At 40.5% G+C, this 16365-nt stretch carries 18 protein-coding genes and 1 other annotated feature; of the genes, 17 read left to right on the top strand and 1 reads right to left on the bottom strand.

Translation table 11 applies throughout. The features are described from left to right. Positions 1-57: 57 nt before the first annotated feature. The 14 genes from SP4011_RS07130 (at position 58) to SP4011_RS07065 (ending at position 12578) form a co-directional block, all read left to right on the top strand. Positions 58-1062 (top strand): PhoH family protein, encoded by a 1005-nt coding sequence (locus SP4011_RS07130; protein WP_000658197.1) that lies wholly within the window; start codon positions 58-60, stop codon positions 1060-1062. A gap of 106 nt (positions 1063-1168) precedes the next feature. Then, the gene (locus SP4011_RS07125) at positions 1169-1738 is read left to right on the top strand and encodes a GNAT family N-acetyltransferase (protein ID WP_338618513.1); all 570 of its coding nucleotides are present in this window, start codon (positions 1169-1171) and stop codon (positions 1736-1738) included. A gap of 66 nt (positions 1739-1804) precedes the next feature. Then, positions 1805-2443: a helix-hairpin-helix domain-containing protein gene (locus SP4011_RS07120; RefSeq protein WP_000387326.1), complete on the top strand. Its 639-nt coding sequence runs from the start codon at positions 1805-1807 to the stop codon at positions 2441-2443. After that, positions 2427-4667: a DNA internalization-related competence protein ComEC/Rec2 gene (locus SP4011_RS07115; protein ID WP_338618512.1), complete on the top strand. Its 2241-nt coding sequence runs from the start codon at positions 2427-2429 to the stop codon at positions 4665-4667. The genes SP4011_RS07120 and SP4011_RS07115 overlap by 17 nt, the downstream gene beginning before the upstream one ends. Positions 4668-4845: 178 nt before the next feature. Further along, positions 4846-5034, top strand: coding sequence for a hypothetical protein (locus SP4011_RS07110; protein ID WP_338618510.1), 189 nt, complete (start codon positions 4846-4848; stop codon positions 5032-5034). Positions 5035-5066: 32 nt separating this feature from the next. Then, complete coding sequence (locus SP4011_RS07105; protein ID WP_084588538.1) at positions 5067-5654, top strand: ATP-binding cassette domain-containing protein; 588 nt, start codon at positions 5067-5069, stop codon at positions 5652-5654. 3 nt (positions 5655-5657) lie between these two features. Continuing rightward, positions 5658-6842, top strand: coding sequence for a hypothetical protein (locus SP4011_RS07100; RefSeq protein ID WP_338618507.1), 1185 nt, complete (start codon positions 5658-5660; stop codon positions 6840-6842). Between the two features lie 166 nt (positions 6843-7008). Next, positions 7009-7140, top strand: a sequence feature (ribosomal protein L20 leader region). Positions 7141-7155: 15 nt separating this feature from the next. After that, a complete protein-coding gene (gene infC, locus SP4011_RS07095) occupies positions 7156-7686 on the top strand; it encodes a translation initiation factor IF-3 (protein ID WP_000848180.1) in 531 nt (176 codons plus the stop codon). Between the two features lie 32 nt (positions 7687-7718). Then, positions 7719-7919 carry a 50S ribosomal protein L35 gene (gene rpmI / locus SP4011_RS07090; RefSeq protein WP_001125943.1) on the top strand — a complete coding sequence of 67 codons (201 nt, stop codon included), beginning with the start codon at positions 7719-7721 and terminating at the stop codon, positions 7917-7919. 51 nt (positions 7920-7970) lie between these two features. Then, entirely contained in the window at positions 7971-8330 is a 360-nt protein-coding gene (gene rplT / locus SP4011_RS07085; protein WP_003003310.1) for a 50S ribosomal protein L20, read from the top strand. 58 nt (positions 8331-8388) lie between these two features. After that, on the top strand, positions 8389-8769 hold the full coding sequence (locus tag SP4011_RS07080) for a VOC family protein (protein WP_061759792.1): 381 nt from the start codon (positions 8389-8391) through the stop codon (positions 8767-8769). A 248-nt stretch (positions 8770-9017) separates the two neighbouring features. Then, positions 9018-9818 (top strand): dihydroorotate dehydrogenase electron transfer subunit, encoded by an 801-nt coding sequence (locus SP4011_RS07075; protein ID WP_338618503.1) that lies wholly within the window; start codon positions 9018-9020, stop codon positions 9816-9818. Next, complete coding sequence (locus tag SP4011_RS07070) at positions 9781-10767, top strand: dihydroorotate dehydrogenase (protein WP_338618500.1); 987 nt, start codon at positions 9781-9783, stop codon at positions 10765-10767. The genes SP4011_RS07075 and SP4011_RS07070 overlap by 38 nt, the downstream gene beginning before the upstream one ends. A 41-nt stretch (positions 10768-10808) precedes the next feature. Continuing rightward, the gene (locus SP4011_RS07065; RefSeq protein ID WP_338618499.1) at positions 10809-12578 is read left to right on the top strand and encodes a glucosaminidase domain-containing protein; all 1770 of its coding nucleotides are present in this window, start codon (positions 10809-10811) and stop codon (positions 12576-12578) included. Between the two features lie 206 nt (positions 12579-12784). On the opposite strand, the gene pavA is transcribed toward SP4011_RS07065, so the two are convergent. Further along, positions 12785-14440, bottom strand: a complete 1656-nt coding sequence (gene pavA, locus SP4011_RS07060; RefSeq protein ID WP_338618497.1) for an Rqc2 family fibronectin-binding protein PavA — start codon at positions 14438-14440, stop codon at positions 12785-12787. Positions 14441-14544: 104 nt separating this feature from the next. Here pavA and ybeY point away from each other — a divergent pair, with 104 nt between their 5' ends. From ybeY to era, 3 genes are read left to right on the top strand one after another with little or no spacing between them, the layout of a single operon-like run. After that, positions 14545-15042, top strand: a complete 498-nt coding sequence (gene ybeY / locus SP4011_RS07055) for an rRNA maturation RNase YbeY (protein WP_000275156.1) — start codon at positions 14545-14547, stop codon at positions 15040-15042. Continuing rightward, on the top strand, positions 15023-15418 hold the full coding sequence (locus SP4011_RS07050; RefSeq protein WP_000378165.1) for a diacylglycerol kinase family protein: 396 nt from the start codon (positions 15023-15025) through the stop codon (positions 15416-15418). The genes ybeY and SP4011_RS07050 overlap by 20 nt, the downstream gene beginning before the upstream one ends. A gap of 16 nt (positions 15419-15434) precedes the next feature. Next, positions 15435-16334 (top strand): GTPase Era, encoded by a 900-nt coding sequence (era, locus tag SP4011_RS07045; protein ID WP_000143264.1) that lies wholly within the window; start codon positions 15435-15437, stop codon positions 16332-16334. Positions 16335-16365 lie beyond the last annotated feature (31 nt).

Here is a 16365-nt window from a genome sequence, read left to right as displayed (position 1 = left end):
TTTCTCCACCCCTTTGCTATAATAAAAAGAAATAAAAGGATTAGAGAGGTTCTTTATTTGAAGGAACATTCAATAGACATTCAACTGAGTCATCCAGATGACCTGTTTCATCTTTTTGGTTCCAATGAACGCCATCTTCGTTTGATGGAAGAAGAGCTGGATGTGGTGATTCATGCTCGTACGGAGATTGTGCAGGTTTTGGGAGAAGAGACTGCCTGTGAGGAAGCCCGTCAGGTTATTCAAGCTCTCATGGTCTTGGTAAATCGTGGGATGACCGTTGGTACGCCAGATGTGGTGACTGCGATTAGCATGGTCAAAAACGATGAAATTGATAAATTTGTCGCCCTTTACGAAGAAGAAATCATCAAAGACAATACTGGGAAGCCTATCCGTGTCAAAACCTTGGGTCAAAAACTTTATGTGGATAGTGTTAAACAGCACGATGTGACCTTTGGAATTGGGCCAGCAGGGACAGGGAAGACCTTTCTTGCAGTGACCTTGGCAGTGACAGCTCTTAAACGTGGGCAGGTCAAGCGAATTATCCTAACTCGTCCAGCAGTAGAAGCTGGAGAGAGTCTTGGATTTCTTCCGGGAGACCTTAAGGAGAAGGTAGATCCTTACCTTAGACCTGTTTATGATGCTTTGTATCAGATTCTGGGAAAAGATCAAACGACTCGTCTCATGGAACGTGAAATTATCGAGATTGCACCTCTTGCCTACATGCGTGGACGAACCTTGGATGATGCCTTTGTCATTCTCGATGAGGCGCAAAATACGACTATCATGCAGATGAAGATGTTTTTGACGCGTTTAGGCTTTCATTCTAAGATGATTGTCAATGGAGATATCAGTCAGATTGACCTGCCACGCAATGTCAAGTCAGGTTTGATTGATGCCCAAGAGAAACTAAAGAACATCCATCAGATTGACTTTGTTCATTTTTCAGCTAAGGATGTGGTTCGCCACCCAGTTGTCGCTCAGATTATCCGAGCTTATGAACCAGTACCGGTTAAAAAAGAAGAGAGTGAAGGATTAGAGTCTCAACCTCTGTCTGAAGGATAGTTCTTTTGTACTTAAAGTTATCTCAATGCTAAGTATAAATTTGCTTTTTAAATGTTTCATTAAATATCCTTATATTAGTTAGAAACTTTTCAAGTGGTGGAATCCTATGGAATCAATCTTTTTAAAACTAGCCCAGTATCCGATAGTGGAGACAGAGCGTTTATTGCTTAGACCTGTAACTTTGGATGATGCGGAAGCTATGTTTGAGTATGCCTCGGATAAGGATAATACAGGTTACACTTTTCTAACCAATCAAAATTTAGAAGAAACTAAAAATAATATTGCTCAGTTTTATTTAGCCAATCCATTAGGGAGTTGGGGAATAGAACTGAAATGCAATGGCAAATTTATTGGAACCATTGACTTGCACAAGATTGATTCTGTTCTTAAGAAGGCAGCTATTGGTTACATTATCAATAAAAAATATTGGAATCAAGGATTGACGACAGAAGCCAATCGTGCCGTAATTGAGCTAGCTTTTGAGAAAATCGGAATGAACAAGTTGACCGCCCTTCACGATAAGGACAATCCTGCATCTGGAAAGATCATGGAGAAATCAGGCATGCGTTTTTTATATGCAGAACCATATGCTTGTATGGACCAGCATGAAGAAGGCAGAATCGTGACAAGAGTTCATTATGTTTTGACCAAGGAAGACTATTTTGCAAATAAATAAGCAGTTGAGAAGAAATTTTCAACTGTTTTTTCTTCCTCCTACGAATAATCTAAGAGAGGAGAAAATATGGAAGCAATTATCGAGAAAATAAAAGAGTATAAAATCATTGTCATCTGTACTGGTCTGGGCCTGCTTGTTGGCGGATTTTTCCTACTAAAGCCAGCTCCACACACACCTGTCAAAGAAACGAATTTGCAGGCAGAAGTTGCAGCTGTTTCCAAGGATTCATCGACCGAAAAGGAAGTGAAGGAAGAACCGGTTGAACAAGATCTAATCACAGTAGATGTCAAAGGTGCTGTCAAATCGCCAGGAATTTATGACTTGCCCGTAGGTAGTCGGGTCAATGATGCCGTTCAAAAGGCGGGTGGCTTGACAGAGCAAGCAGACAGCAAGTCGCTTAATCTAGCTCAGAAAGTTAGTGACGAGGCTCTGGTTTACGTTCCCACTAAGGGAGAAGAATCAGCTAGTCAGCAGGCAGGTTCTGGGACGGCTTCTTCAACAAGCAAGGAAAAGAAGGTCAATCTCAACAAGGCCAGTCTGGAAGAGCTTAAACAGGTCAAGGGACTGGGAGGAAAACGAGCTCAGGACATTATCGACCATCGTGAGTCAAATGGGAAATTCAAGTCAGTAGACGAGCTCAAAAAGGTCTCTGGCATTGGTGCCAAGACTATAGAAAAGTTAAAAGACTATGTTGCAGTGGATTAAAAATTTCCCCCTTCCCCTAATCTATCTGAGTTTTCTATTGCTCTGGCTTTACTACGCTATTTTCTCAGCATCCTATCTTGCTTTGTTGGGGTTCGTTTTTCTGCTAGTCTGTCTTTTTTTCCAATTTTCGTGGAAATCAGCTAGTAAAGTTCTACTGCTTTGCGGAATCTTTGGATTCTGGTTTCTGTTTCAAAATTGGCAACAGAGTCAAGCGAGTCAAAACTTAGCGGATTCTGTTGAGAGGGTGCGGATTTTGCCTGACACTATTAAGGTCAATGGTGACAGTCTATCCTTTCGTGGCAAGGCTGACAGCCGTACCTTCCAAGTTTACTATAAGCTTCAGTCCGAGAATGAAAAAGAACAATTTCAAGTCTTAACAGATCTTCATGAGATAGAACTTGAAGGAAAACTTTCAGAACCAGAAGGGCAGAGAAATTTTGGTGGTTTTGACTATCAAGCCTATCTGAAGACTCAGGGAATTTACCAGACTCTCAATATCAAAAAAATCCAGTCACTTCAAAAGGTTGGCAGTTGGGATATAGGTGAAAACCTGTCTAGTTTACGTCGAAAGGCTGTAGTTTGGATTAAGACGCACTTTCCAGACCCTATGCGCAACTACATGACGGGGCTCTTGCTGGGACATCTGGACACAGATTTTGAGGAGATGAATGAGCTTTATTCCAGTCTAGGAATTATCCACCTCTTTGCCTTGTCCGGTATGCAGGTAGGATTTTTCATGGATGGATTTAAGAAGCTTCTTTTGCGATTGGGCTTGACCCAAGAAAAGTTGAAATGGCTGACTTATCCCTTTTCCCTTATTTATGCAGGGCTGACAGGATTTTCAGCATCGGTCATTCGAAGTCTCTTGCAGAAGCTACTGGCTCAACATGGGGTTAAAGGCTTGGATAATTTTGCCTTGACGGTGCTTGTCCTCTTTATCGTCATGCCCAACTTTTTCTTGACAGCAGGAGGTGTCTTGTCCTGCGCCTATGCTTTTATCTTGACCATGACCAGCAAAGAAGGAGAGGGGCTCAAGGCTGTTGCTAGAGAAAGTCTAGTCATTTCCTTGGGAATATTACCCATTCTATCCTTTTATTTTGCAGAATTTCAGCCTTGGTCTATTCTTTTGACCTTTGTCTTTTCCTTTCTATTTGACTTGGTTTTCTTACCGCTCTTGTCTATCTTATTTGCCCTTTCCTTCCTCTATTCAGTCATTCAGCTGAATTTTATTTTTGAATGGTTGGAGGGGATGATTCGCTTGGTATCGCAGCTGGCAAGTAGGCCTATGGTCTTTGGACAACCCAATGTATGGCTTTTAATTTTATTGTTAATTTCCTTGGCTTTAGTCTATGATTTGAGGAAAAACATTAAAAGGCTAGCAGTATTGAGTTTATTGATTACAGGTCTCTTTTTCCTTACCAAGCATCCACTGGAAAATGAAATTACCATGCTGGATGTGGGGCAAGGCGAAAGTATTTTCCTACGGGATATAACTGGGAAAACCATTCTCATAGATGTGGGTGGTAAGGCAGAGTCTAGCAAGAAAATTGAGGATTGGCAAGAAAAGGTGACGACCAGCAATGCCCAGAGAACCTTGATACCCTATCTCAAAAGTCGAGGAGTAGCCAAGATTGACCAGCTGATTTTGACCAATACGGACAAGGAACATGTTAGTGATTTGTTGGAGGTGACCAAGGCTTTCCATATAGGTGAAATTTTAGTATCAAAAGGCAGTCTGAAGCAGAAGGAATTTGTGGCAGAACTACAGACTACTCAAACCAAGGTGCGTAGTGTGACAGTAGGAGAGAACTTGCCAATTTTCGGAAGCCAGTTAGAAGTCCTATCTCCAAGAAAAATGGGAGATGGAGGTCATGAAGACTCCCTAGTTCTGTATGGAAAACTCTTGGATAAGCACTTTCTCTTCACTGGAAATTTGGAGGAGAAAGGAGAGAAGGAATTGTTGAAGAAGTATCTTGACCTAGAAGTGGATGTTTTGAAAGCTGGTCAACATGGTTCTAAAAATTCATCAAGTTCAGTCTTTCTAGAACAGCTCAAACCAGAGATCACTCTCATCTCAGTTGGAAAGAACAATCGAACGAAACTACCCCATCAGGAAACCTTGACACGACTGGAAGGTATCAATAGCAAAGTATATCGAACTGACCAACAAGGAGCTATACGCTTTAAAGGTTGGAAAAGTTGGAAAATCGAAAGCGTTCGATAGGAAGGACAAATATTATATATTAGTAAAATAAACTAAAAATCTGTTGCATAATAATGATAAAAACGATATAATGAAAACGTCTTCATTTTTAATGATATAAAACCATTAAAAATTAGCAAAAATCGTTTAATTAGTTAGTTTATAATCCATTGGTCTTTTTCAGTCCAGTATATATGCTGTGAGCGTTCTTAAAACTTATCGGTATGATTGGAATACCTACTATAAGTCTAGTATGAATTACCACAGATATAGCTATACTAACGATCCATCATGGTTTCGTTATTATAGCTATTCTGAGTATCCAGTTGGTAGTGGTTGGAATTACGATCGTTATGAGGTACTAAACTACTACAGCGGAGGCTATTAATTCTTAAAGAGTGATAAAAAGGAGGGCTAGATATGTTGCAGCTTACTCATGTGACCTTAAAAACGCGACAAGTCATCTTACAAGATGTTGATTTTACATTTGAAAAGGGTAGGATTTATGGTATTCTTGCTATCAATGGCTCTGGAAAGACGACACTGTTCCGCGCCATTAGCAATTTAATTCCTATAAGTAGTGGAAATATTGTAGCCCCTCCTTCTTTATTTTATTATGAAAGCATTGAATGGCTGGATGAAAATTTAAGTGGGATGGACTATCTTCGCCTTATCAAAAACATCTGGAAGTCAGACCTAAACTTGAGGGATGAAATTGATTACTGGGAAATGTCGGACTATGTCAGACTTCCCATTCGCAAGTATTCCTTAGGCATGAAGCAACGCTTGGTGATTGCCATGTATTTCCTCAGTCAGGCCAAATGCTGGCTCATGGATGAGATTACAAATGGCTTAGATGAGTATTATCGTCAGAAGTTTTTTGATAGGCTAGCACAAATCGATAGACAAGAACAGCTGGTTCTTTTAAGTTCCCACTATAAGGAAGAGTTGCTTGATGTCTGCGATAGAGTAGTAACCATTCATCAGGGGCAAATAGAAGAGGTTTAGTTTATGAAAGATGTTAGTCTATTTTTATTAAAAAAAGTTTTCAAAAGTCGCTTAAACTGGATTATCTTAGCTTTATTTGTATCTGGACTCGGTGTTACCTTTTATTTTAATAGTCAGACTGCAAACTCCGTCAGCTTGGAGAGCGAGTTGGAAACCCGTCTTGTAAAAGATGAGAGAGTCATCAATGAATATGAAGAGGAACTCTCCCAAATTTCTGATACCAACTCGGAGGAATACCAGATTGCTAAAATTAATTTAGAATCGCAAAAAAATCTTTTGACGCAAAAGAAAGAAATTCTGGCTTTGTTAAAAGAAGGACGCTGGAAAGAAGCCTACTATTTGCAGTGGCAAGATGTAGAGAAGAGTTATGAAATTTTATCAAAGGAACCGACTGCTAGTTCTGACTTAAAAATGGCGGTTGACCGCGAACGAAAGACTTACCAAGCCCTATATCCCTTGAACATAAAAGCGCACAATTTAGATTATCCGACCCACGGGATTGATCAGATTGTCTGGATTTTAGAGGCTATTATCCCAACCTTGTTTGTGATTGCTATTATTTTTATGCTAACGCAACTATTTGCAGAAAGATATCAAAATCATCTGGACATAGCTCAGTTATATCCTTTTTCAAAAGTGGCATTTGCCATGTCCTCTCTTGGAGTTGGAGTGGGTTATGTAACTGTGCTGTTTATCGGAATCAGTGGATTTTCTTTTCTAGTGGGAAGTCTGATAAGTGGTTTTGGACAGTTAGATTATCCCTACCCGATTTATAACTTAACGAATCAAGAGGTAACTATTGGAAAGATACAGGATGTGTTATTTCCTGGCTTGTTCTTAGCTTTCTTAGCCTTTATCGTCATTGTGGAAGTTGTGTATTTGATTGCTTACTTTTTCAAGCAAAAAATGCCTGTACTCTTTCTTTCACTCATTGGGATTGTTGGCTTATTGTTTGGCATCCAAACAATTCAGCCTCTTCAAAGGATTGCACATCTGATTCCCTTTACTTACTTGCGTTCAGTGGAGATTTTATCTGGAAGATTACCTAAGCAAATTGATAATGTCAATCTAAATTGGGACATGGGGCTAGTTTTACTTCCTTGCCTGATTATCCTTTTGTTAGTGGGGATTCTATTTATCGAAAGATGGGGAAGTTCACATAAAAAAGAATTTTTTAATAGACTTTAGCTTTCCTATACGGAAGATGAAGATAAGGAAAAACTAATATAGGGAGGGAATCAATTTGGTTCTCTCTCTTTGATGTGGAAACCAATCTAAAATATAAACACAAACTTTTCAAAAAAATAACTTTTTATCTTGACAAGGGATAGAAAACTTGGTATCATATAAAAGTTGAGAAAAGCAGAAGTGAGAGCTTCTCGCCTTGTGACATCAAGTTGCCTGGCCCTACGGATGAAAAGTTTCTAAGAAACGCTATCATAACGTGCGGGCTTGTATATTTACGAGTCCGCTATTGTTTTTCTCTAATAAAACAAAAGAGGTGAAAACCATAGCAAAGCAAGACTTATTCATCAATGATGAGATTCGTGTACGTGAAGTTCGCTTGATTGGTCTTGAAGGTGAACAGCTAGGCATCAAGCCACTCAGTGAAGCACAAGCTTTGGCTGATAACGCTAATGTTGATCTAGTATTGATTCAACCCCAAGCCAAACCGCCTGTTGCAAAAATTATGGACTACGGTAAGTTCAAATTTGAGTACCAGAAGAAGCAAAAAGAACAACGTAAAAAACAAAGTGTTGTTACTGTCAAAGAAGTTCGTCTAAGTCCAACGATTGACAAGGGTGACTTTGATACAAAACTTCGCAATGCACGCAAATTCCTTGAAAAAGGAAATAAAGTTAAGGTATCTATTCGCTTTAAGGGTCGTATGATTACCCATAAAGAGATTGGTGCAAAAGTTTTAGCCGAGTTTGCTGAAGCAACTCAAGATATTGCAATCATCGAACAACGTGCTAAAATGGATGGACGTCAAATGTTCATGCAATTGGCGCCAGCGACTGACAAAAAATAATTGTCAGAAAGTTAAATAAAGGAGAAAAAATCATGCCAAAACAAAAAACACACCGCGCATCAGCTAAACGTTTCAAACGTACAGGTTCTGGTGGACTTAAACGTTTCCGTGCTTACACTTCTCACCGTTTCCACGGAAAAACTAAGAAACAACGTCGTCATCTTCGTAAAGCATCTATGGTGCATTCAGGAGATTACAAACGTATCAAAGCAATGCTTACTCGCTTGAAATAATAGCTTGACTGTAAGTAAACAATTCTAGGAAATATTTGGAGGAAATAAAACATGGCACGTGTTAAAGGTGGCGTTGTATCACGCAAACGTCGTAAACGTATTCTTAAATTAGCAAAAGGTTACTATGGAGCTAAACACATCTTGTTCCGTACTGCAAAAGAACAAGTAATGAACTCTTACTACTATGCATACCGTGACCGTCGTCAGAAAAAACGTGACTTCCGCAAATTGTGGATCACTCGTATCAATGCGGCAGCTCGTATGAACGGACTTTCATACTCACAATTGATGCATGGTTTGAAATTGGCTGAGATCGAAGTTAACCGTAAAATGCTTGCTGACTTGGCTGTTAACGATGCAGCAGCTTTCACAGCTCTTGCAGATGCAGCTAAAGCAAAACTTGCTAAATAATAATTGATGAGACTGGAACAGGATTGTCCCAGTCTTTTTGAAAATAAAGGAGAAAAATATGGCTTCAAAAATGCTACACACTTGCTTGCGAGTAGAAAATCTTGAAAAATCAATCGCATTCTATCAAGATGCTTTTGGTTTTAAAGAATTGCGCCGCAGAGATTTTCCAGATCATGCCTTCACGATTGTCTATCTAGGACTTGAAGGTGACGACTATGAGTTGGAGTTGACTTATAACTACGATCACGGCCCTTATGTGGTAGGAGATGGGTTTGCTCATATCGCCCTCAGTACACCTGATCTTGAAGCTCTTCATCAAGAGCACAGTGCAAAAGGCTATGAAGTGACTGCACCAAATGGTCTACCAGGAACTGCACCTAACTATTACTTTGTCAAAGACCCTGATGGTTATAAGGTCGAAGTTATTCGTGAAAAATAATCTCGTCAAGTCAAGTAGAATCTTCATTTTCTACTTGACTTTTTTTAGCTGAAAGAGTATACTAATAAAAATTTAACCTTTAAGGGGAGTCCAGAGAGACTCACAAGGTGTCAGATAAAAGAATAGTACAATTTTCTAGAGGAGACTTTTTGAGTGTGCTCTCTTCTGTTGTACGATTTTAACTGAGGCCTTGCACTAGCAAGGTCTTTTCTTTGTCTGGTCCCCTTAAAATTTAAGGAGGAAAAGTCATGAATCCCACATGTAAGAAACGTTTGGGTGCTATTCGCTTGGAAACCATGAAGGTGGTTGCACAGGAGGAAATTGCGCCAGCAATCTTTGAATTAGTCCTAGAAGGAGAAATGGTTGAAGCCATGCGAGCAGGCCAATTTCTTCATCTGCGTGTTCCCGATGATGCTCATCTCTTGCGCCGCCCTATTTCAATTTCATCTATTGACAAGGTAAACAAGCAGTGTCATCTCATTTATCGGATTGAAGGAGCTGGGACCGCTATTTTCTCAGCATTAAGTCAGGGAGATACTCTTGATGTGATGGGTCCTCAGGGGAATGGTTTTGATTTGTCTGACCTAGATGAGCAGAGCCAGGTTCTCCTTGTTGGAGGGGGGATTGGTGTTCCTCCCTTGCTTGAAGTGGCCAAGGAATTGTATGGACGTGGAGTGAAAGTAGTGACAGTTCTCGGTTTTGCCAACAAGGATGCTGTTATTCTCGAAAAGGAATTAGCCCAATATGGTCAGGTTTTTGTAACGACAGATGATGGTTCTTATGGCACTAAAGGAAATGTTTCAGTTGTCATTAATGATTTAGATACTCATTTTGACGCCGTCTATTCGTGTGGGGCGCCTGGAATGATGAAGTTTATCAATCAAACCTTTTATGACCATCCAAGAGCCTATCTATCTCTGGAATCTCGTATGGCTTGTGGGATGGGGGCTTGCTATGCCTGCGTCCTAAAAGTCCCAGATAGTGAAACCGTCAGCCAACGTGTCTGTGAAGATGGCCCTGTTTTCCGTACTGGAACAGTTGTATTGTAAGGAGAAAATCATGACTAGAAATCGTTTACAAGTTTCTCTACCAGGCTTGGATTTGAAAAATCCTATTATACCAGCATCAGGCTGTTTTGGTTTTGGCCAAGAGTATGCCAAGTACTATGATTTAGACCTTTTGGGCTCCATTATGATTAAGGCAACGACCCTTGAACCTCGTTTTGGCAATCCTACTCCAAGGGTGGCAGAAACGCCTGCTGGTATGCTCAATGCAATCGGTTTGCAAAATCCTGGTTTGGAAGTTGTTTTGGCTGAAAAGTTACCTTGGCTAGAAAGAGAGTATCCAAATCTTCCTATTATCGCCAATGTAGCTGGTTTTTCAAAACAAGAGTATGCGGCTGTTTCTCATGGTATTTCCAAGGCAGCTAATGTGAAAGCTATTGAGCTCAATATTTCTTGCCCTAACGTAGATCACTGTAATCACGGACTTTTGATTGGTCAAGATCCAGATCTGGCATATGATGTGGTGAAAGCAGCTGTGGAGGCGTCAGATGTGCCAGTTTATGTCAAACTAACCCCTAGTGTGACGGATATTGTCACCGTCGCAAAGGCAGCAGAAGATGCAGGGGCAAGTGGCTTAACCATGATTAATACTCTTGTTGGTATGCGCTTTGACCTCAAAACAAGAAAACCAATCTTGGCCAATGGAACAGGTGGCATGTCTGGTCCAGCAGTCTTTCCAGTAGCCCTCAAACTCATCCGTCAGGTAGCTCAAACAACAGACCTACCCATCATTGGAATGGGGGGAGTAGATTCGGCTGAAGCTGCCCTAGAAATGTATCTAGCTGGAGCCTCTGCCATCGGAGTTGGAACAGCTAACTTTACCAATCCATATGCCTGTCCTGATATTATTGAAAATCTGCCAAAAGTCATGGACAAATACGCTATTAGCAGTCTAGAAGATCTACGCAAGGAAGTAAAAGAATCTCTGAAGTAAACTGCAATCAATCTGTTCTTGATTTTTTATTAGTTTGTAATATGAATTTCAGAGAATTTTGGTACAATAAAATAAATAAGAACAGAGGAAGAAGGTTAATGAAGAAAGTAAGATTTATTTTTTTAGCTCTGCTATTTTTCTTAGCTAGTCCAGAGGGTGTAATGGCCAGTGATGGTACTTGGCAAGGAAAACAATACCTGAAAGCGGATGGTAGTCAAGCAACTAATGAGTGGGTTTTTGATGCTCATTATCAATCTTGGTTTTATTTAAAATCAGATGCCAACTATGCTGAAAATGAATGGCTGAAACAAGGTGATGATTATTTTTACCTAAAATCTGGTGGCTATATGGCCAAGTCAGAATGGGTAGAAGACAAGGGAGCCTTCTATTATCTTGACCAAAATGGAAAGATGAAAAGAAATGCTTGGCTAGGAGCTTCCTATGTCGGTGCAACAGGTGCCAAGGTAATAGAAGACTGGGTATTTGATTCTCAATATGACTCTTGGTTTTATATCAAAGCAGATGGACAACACGCAGAGAAAGAATGGCTTAAAATTAAAGGGAAGGACTATTATTTTAAATCTGGTGGTTATTTACTGACAAGTCAGTGGATTGGCCAGGCTTATGTGAATGCCAGTGGCGCCAAAGTACAGCAAGGTTGGCTTTTTGACAAACAATACCAATCTTGGTTTTACATCAAAGAAACTGGAAATCATGCTGAGAAAGAATGGATTTTCGAAAATGGTCACTATTATTATCTAAAATCCGGTGGCTATATGGCAGTCAATGAATGGATTTGGGATAAAGAGTCATGGTTTTACCTCAAATCTGATGGCAAAATGGCTGATAAAGAATGGTTATACGATGCTAAAAGTCAAGCCTGGTACTACTTCAAATCCGGCGGCTATATGGCAAAAAACGAGACTATTGATGGTCATCAGCTTGGAAGCGATGGTAAATGGCTTGGAGAAAAAGCTACAAATGAAAATGCTGCTTATTATCAAGTAGTGCCTGTCACAGCCAATATTTATAATGCAGATGGTGAAAAGCTATCCTATATATCACAAGGCAGTGTCGTCTGGCTAGACAAGGACAGAAAGAGTGATGATAAGCGCCTGGCTATTACTGTCTCTGGTTTGTCAGGCTATATGAAAACAGAAGATTTACAAGCACTAGATGCTAGTAAGGATTTTATCCCTTATTATGAGAGTGATGGACATCGTTTTTATCACTATGTGGCTCAGAATGCTAGTATCCCAGTAGCTTCTCATCTTTCTGATATGGAAGTAGGCAAGAAATATTATTCGGCAGATGGGTTGCATTTTGATGGTTTTAAGCTTGAAAATCCCTTCCTTTTCAAAGATTTGACAGAGGCTACAAACTACAGTGCTGAAGATTTGGATAAGGTATTTAGTCTGTTAAATATTGACAATAGTCTCTTGGAAAATAAGGGAGCTACCTTTAAGGAAGCCGAAGAACATTACCATATCAATGCCCTCTATCTTCTTGCTCATAGTGCTTTAGAAAGTGATTGGGGACGAAGTAAGATTGCCAAAGATAAGAATAATTTCTTTGGAATTACAGCCTATGATACGACCCCTTACCTTTCTGCCAAGACATTTGATGATGTGGATAAGGGAATTTTAGGTGCAACCAAGTGGATTAAGGAAAATTATATCGATAGGGGCAGAACTTTCCTTGGAAACAAGGCATCGGGTATGAATGTGGAATATGCCTCAGACCCTTATTGGGGCGAGAAAATTGCTAGTGTGATGATGAAAATCAATGAGAAACTAGGTGGCAAAGATTAGTCCTATAATTGGATATGATTTGAGTATAATACTCAATGAAAATCAAAGAGCAAACTAGGAAATTAGCCGCAGGTTGCTCAAAACAGTGTTTTGAGGTTGTAGATAAGACTGACGAAGTCAGTCACATATATACGGCAAGGCGACGTTGACGTGGTTTGAAGAGATTTTCGAAGAGTATAAGCTAAAAATCCTGATTTCAAGTCGAATCAGGATTTTTTCATAGATGCGATTTTTTCGGGGTCTGGTGTGACACGGAGGGTCTTTTGTCCTGTGTAAGTGACAAAGCCGGGTTTTCCACCAGTTGGTTTGTTGAGTTTCTTGACTTCAATCATATCCACCTGAACCAGATTTGACAGGCGCCCTTGAGAGAAGTAGGCGGCTAGTTCTGCCGCGTCTGTCTTGACTTCATCGGATGGGTCAAGATTTCCTGAGATGACAACATGGCTTCCAGGGATGTCCTTGGCATGGAACCAAAGTTCCTCCTTGCGGGCCATTTTAAAGGTAAGCTCCTCATTTTGTAGGTTGTTGCGTCCGACATAGATGATGGTCTTGCCATCGCTGGCCAGATACTGTTCTGGTTTTTTGCGTTTCTGGATTTTCTCCCGTTGTCTTCTGCGGATAAAACCAGTTTGAATCAATTCTTCACGGATTTCAGCGATTTCTTCCAGCCCAGCTTGGTTGAGGACGGTTTCTACACTTTCCAGATAGAGAATGGTTGCCTTGGTTTCCTCAATCAGGTCAGTCAAGTATTTGACAGCTTCTTTGAGTTTCTGGTAGCGTTTGAAATAGCGTTGGGCATTCTGGTTGGGAGTCAGAGCCTTATCCAGCACAATCGTGATAGGTTGGTTGGTGTAGTAGTTGTCCAGGATAACCTGGTCTTGGTCGTTAGGCACTTGATGGAGGAAGGTTGTCAGCAATTCCCCTTTTTGGCGAAATTCTTCAGCGTTGTCTGTCGCTAGTAACTCTTTTTCTTGTTTTTTAAGCTTATGACGATTTTTTTGAAGTTCATTTTCAACACGGCGAATGAGTTCACTGGCTTGCTGTTTGACACGGTCGCGCTCAGCCTTATCCTTGTAGTAGGTGTCCAACAAATCAGAAAGACTGGTAAATGGTTCTCCCATCTGATTTGCAAAAGGAACTGGGCTGAAGGAAGTCTCAGTCAAGCATGGTTTGGTTTCCTGATTGAAAAAGTTTCGGAAAGCGGAAAGTTTTTCACTAACCAGTATCCTTTCCAATTCATTTGCCGTATCGCGTCCCAGACCTTGAAAGAGGATTTGAAGGTTTTTAGCTGTCGTTTCCTGTGTTTGTAGGATTTCAAAGAGCTTTTCATCCTTGATCGTAAAAGGATTGAGAGATTCCGTGCTTGGCGGAGCGATATAGGTAGACCCAGGCAGCAAGGTGCGGTAGCTATTTTGTGAAAAACCGACGTGTTTAATGACTTCGAGGATTTTGTGGCTGCTTTTATCAACCAGTAGAATATTACTGTGTTTCCCCATAATTTCGATAATCAAGGTAGCCTGTATATGGTCTCCAATCTCGTTTTTATTGGAAACTGTCATTTCCACAATACGGTCATTTTCCACTTGCTCGATCGACTCAATCAGGGCACCCTGCAAATATTTTCTCAAAACCATGATAAAGGTAGAAGGCTGGGCTGGGTTTTCAAAAGTTGTTTGGGTCAGCTGAATGCGTCCAAAAACTGGATGGGCAGAAAGGAGCAGGCGATGACTTTGGCGATTGCTACGGATTTGCAAGACTAATTCTTGTTCAAAAGGCTGATTGATTTTCTGAATGCGACCATTCACTAACTCTCTTCGCAATTCCTCAACCATGTGGTGTAAAAAAAATCCGTCAAATGACATCGTTCTCTCCTTGTGATAGTATTCCATAGTATTATATCAAAAAGGTAGAATAAAATCATGGAAATGTGGTATAATAAAGCCAAGTAAAGAGAAACGAGAAGCACATGTATATTGAAATGGTAGATGAAACTGGTCAAGTTTCAAAAGAAATGTTGCAACAAACCCAAGAAATTTTGGAATTTGCAGCCCAAAAATTAGGAAAAGAAGACAAGGAAATGGCAGTCACTTTTGTGACCAACGAGCGTAGCCATGAACTCAATCTGGAGTACCGTGACACAGACCGTCCGACAGATGTTATCAGCCTTGAATATAAGCCAGAGTTGGAAATTGCCTTTGACGAAGAGGATTTACTTGAAAATCCAGAATTGGCAGAGATGATGTCTGAGTTTGATGCCTATATTGGGGAACTATTCATCTCTATCGATAAGGCTCATGAGCAGGCCGAGGAATATGGCCATAGCTTTGAGCGTGAGATGGGCTTCTTGGCAGTACACGGCTTTTTACATATCAACGGCTATGATCACTACACTCCGGAAGAAGAAGCGGAGATGTTCGGTTTACAAGAAGAAATTTTGACAGCCTATGGACTCACAAGACAATAAAAGAAAATGGAAAAATCGTGACCTGATATCCAGTTTAGAATTTGCTCTCACAGGAATTTTTACTGCCATCAAGGAAGAACGAAATATGCGAAAACATGCCGTGACGGCTTTAGTAGTCATCCTTGCAGGTTTTGTTTTTCAGGTGTCACGAATCGAATGGCTCTTTCTCCTATTGAGCATTTTCTTGGTAGTAGCTTTTGAAATTATCAATTCTGCTATTGAAAATGTGGTGGATTTGGCCAGCCACTATCACTTTTCCATGCTGGCTAAAAATGCCAAGGATATGGCGGCTGGCGCGGTATTAGTGGTCTCTCTTTTCGCAGCCTTAACAGGCGCATTGATTTTTCTCCCACGAATCTGGGACTTAATATTTTAAACAGTAAGAGGAAATTATGACTTTTAAATCAGGCTTTGTAGCCATTTTAGGACGTCCCAATGTTGGGAAGTCAACCTTTTTAAATCACGTTATGGGGCAAAAGATTGCCATCATGAGTGACAAGGCGCAGACAACGCGCAATAAAATCATGGGAATTTACACGACTGATAAGGAGCAAATTGTCTTTATCGACACACCAGGGATTCACAAACCTAAAACAGCTCTCGGAGATTTCATGGTTGAGTCTGCCTACAGTACCCTTCGCGAAGTGGACACCGTTCTTTTCATGGTGCCTGCTGATGAAGCGCGTGGTAAGGGAGATGACATGATTATTGAGCGTCTCAAGGCTGCCAAGGTTCCTGTGATTTTGGTTGTGAACAAGATTGATAAGGTCCATCCAGACCAGCTTTTGTCTCAGATTGATGATTTTCGTAATCAGATGGACTTTAAGGAAATCGTTCCAATCTCAGCTCTTCAAGGGAATAACGTCTCTCGTCTAGTGGATATTTTGAGTGAAAATCTGGACGAAGGATTCCAGTATTTCCCGTCTGATCAAATCACAGACCATCCAGAGCGTTTCTTAGTTTCAGAAATGGTTCGCGAGAAAGTCTTGCACCTAACTCGTGAAGAGATTCCTCATTCTGTCGCAGTAGTTGTGGATTCTATGAAACGAGACGAAGAGACAGACAAGGTTCACATCCGTGCAACAATTATGGTCGAGCGTGATAGTCAAAAAGGGATTATCATCGGTAAAGGTGGTGCTATGCTTAAGAAAATTGGTAGCATGGCCCGTCGTGATATCGAACTTATGCTAGGAGATAAGGTCTTCCTAGAAACATGGGTCAAGGTCAAGAAAAATTGGCGTGATAAAAAGCTAGATTTGGCTGACTTTGGCTATAATGAAAAAGAATACTAAGTAGAGGTGGGCTCATGCCTGCTTCTTGTTT

Source organism: Streptococcus parapneumoniae (assembly GCF_037076355.1).
Taxonomy (GTDB): Bacteria; Bacillota; Bacilli; order Lactobacillales; family Streptococcaceae; genus Streptococcus; species Streptococcus parapneumoniae.
Note: the sequence above shows the minus strand (reverse complement) of the source record. Positions and strands in the feature narration are given on the sequence as shown.

Coding starts and splice junctions, on each gene's coding strand:
- SP4011_RS07125 (WP_338618513.1), top strand. CDS start 1,169: ATGGAATCAATCTTTTTAAAACTAGCCCAGTATCCGATAGTGGAGACA.
- SP4011_RS07120 (WP_000387326.1), top strand. CDS start 1,805: ATGGAAGCAATTATCGAGAAAATAAAAGAGTATAAAATCATTGTCATC.
- SP4011_RS07115 (WP_338618512.1), top strand. CDS start 2,427: ATGTTGCAGTGGATTAAAAATTTCCCCCTTCCCCTAATCTATCTGAGT.
- SP4011_RS07105 (WP_084588538.1), top strand. CDS start 5,067: ATGTTGCAGCTTACTCATGTGACCTTAAAAACGCGACAAGTCATCTTA.
- SP4011_RS07100 (WP_338618507.1), top strand. CDS start 5,658: ATGAAAGATGTTAGTCTATTTTTATTAAAAAAAGTTTTCAAAAGTCGC.
- rpmI (WP_001125943.1), top strand. CDS start 7,719: ATGCCAAAACAAAAAACACACCGCGCATCAGCTAAACGTTTCAAACGT.
- rplT (WP_003003310.1), top strand. CDS start 7,971: ATGGCACGTGTTAAAGGTGGCGTTGTATCACGCAAACGTCGTAAACGT.
- SP4011_RS07080 (WP_061759792.1), top strand. CDS start 8,389: ATGGCTTCAAAAATGCTACACACTTGCTTGCGAGTAGAAAATCTTGAA.
- SP4011_RS07075 (WP_338618503.1), top strand. CDS start 9,018: ATGAATCCCACATGTAAGAAACGTTTGGGTGCTATTCGCTTGGAAACC.
- SP4011_RS07070 (WP_338618500.1), top strand. CDS start 9,781: ATGGCCCTGTTTTCCGTACTGGAACAGTTGTATTGTAAGGAGAAAATC.
- SP4011_RS07065 (WP_338618499.1), top strand. CDS start 10,809: ATGAATTTCAGAGAATTTTGGTACAATAAAATAAATAAGAACAGAGGA.
- pavA (WP_338618497.1), bottom strand. CDS start 14,440: ATGTCATTTGACGGATTTTTTTTACACCACATGGTTGAGGAATTGCGA.
- ybeY (WP_000275156.1), top strand. CDS start 14,545: ATGTATATTGAAATGGTAGATGAAACTGGTCAAGTTTCAAAAGAAATG.
- SP4011_RS07050 (WP_000378165.1), top strand. CDS start 15,023: ATGGACTCACAAGACAATAAAAGAAAATGGAAAAATCGTGACCTGATA.
- era (WP_000143264.1), top strand. CDS start 15,435: ATGACTTTTAAATCAGGCTTTGTAGCCATTTTAGGACGTCCCAATGTT.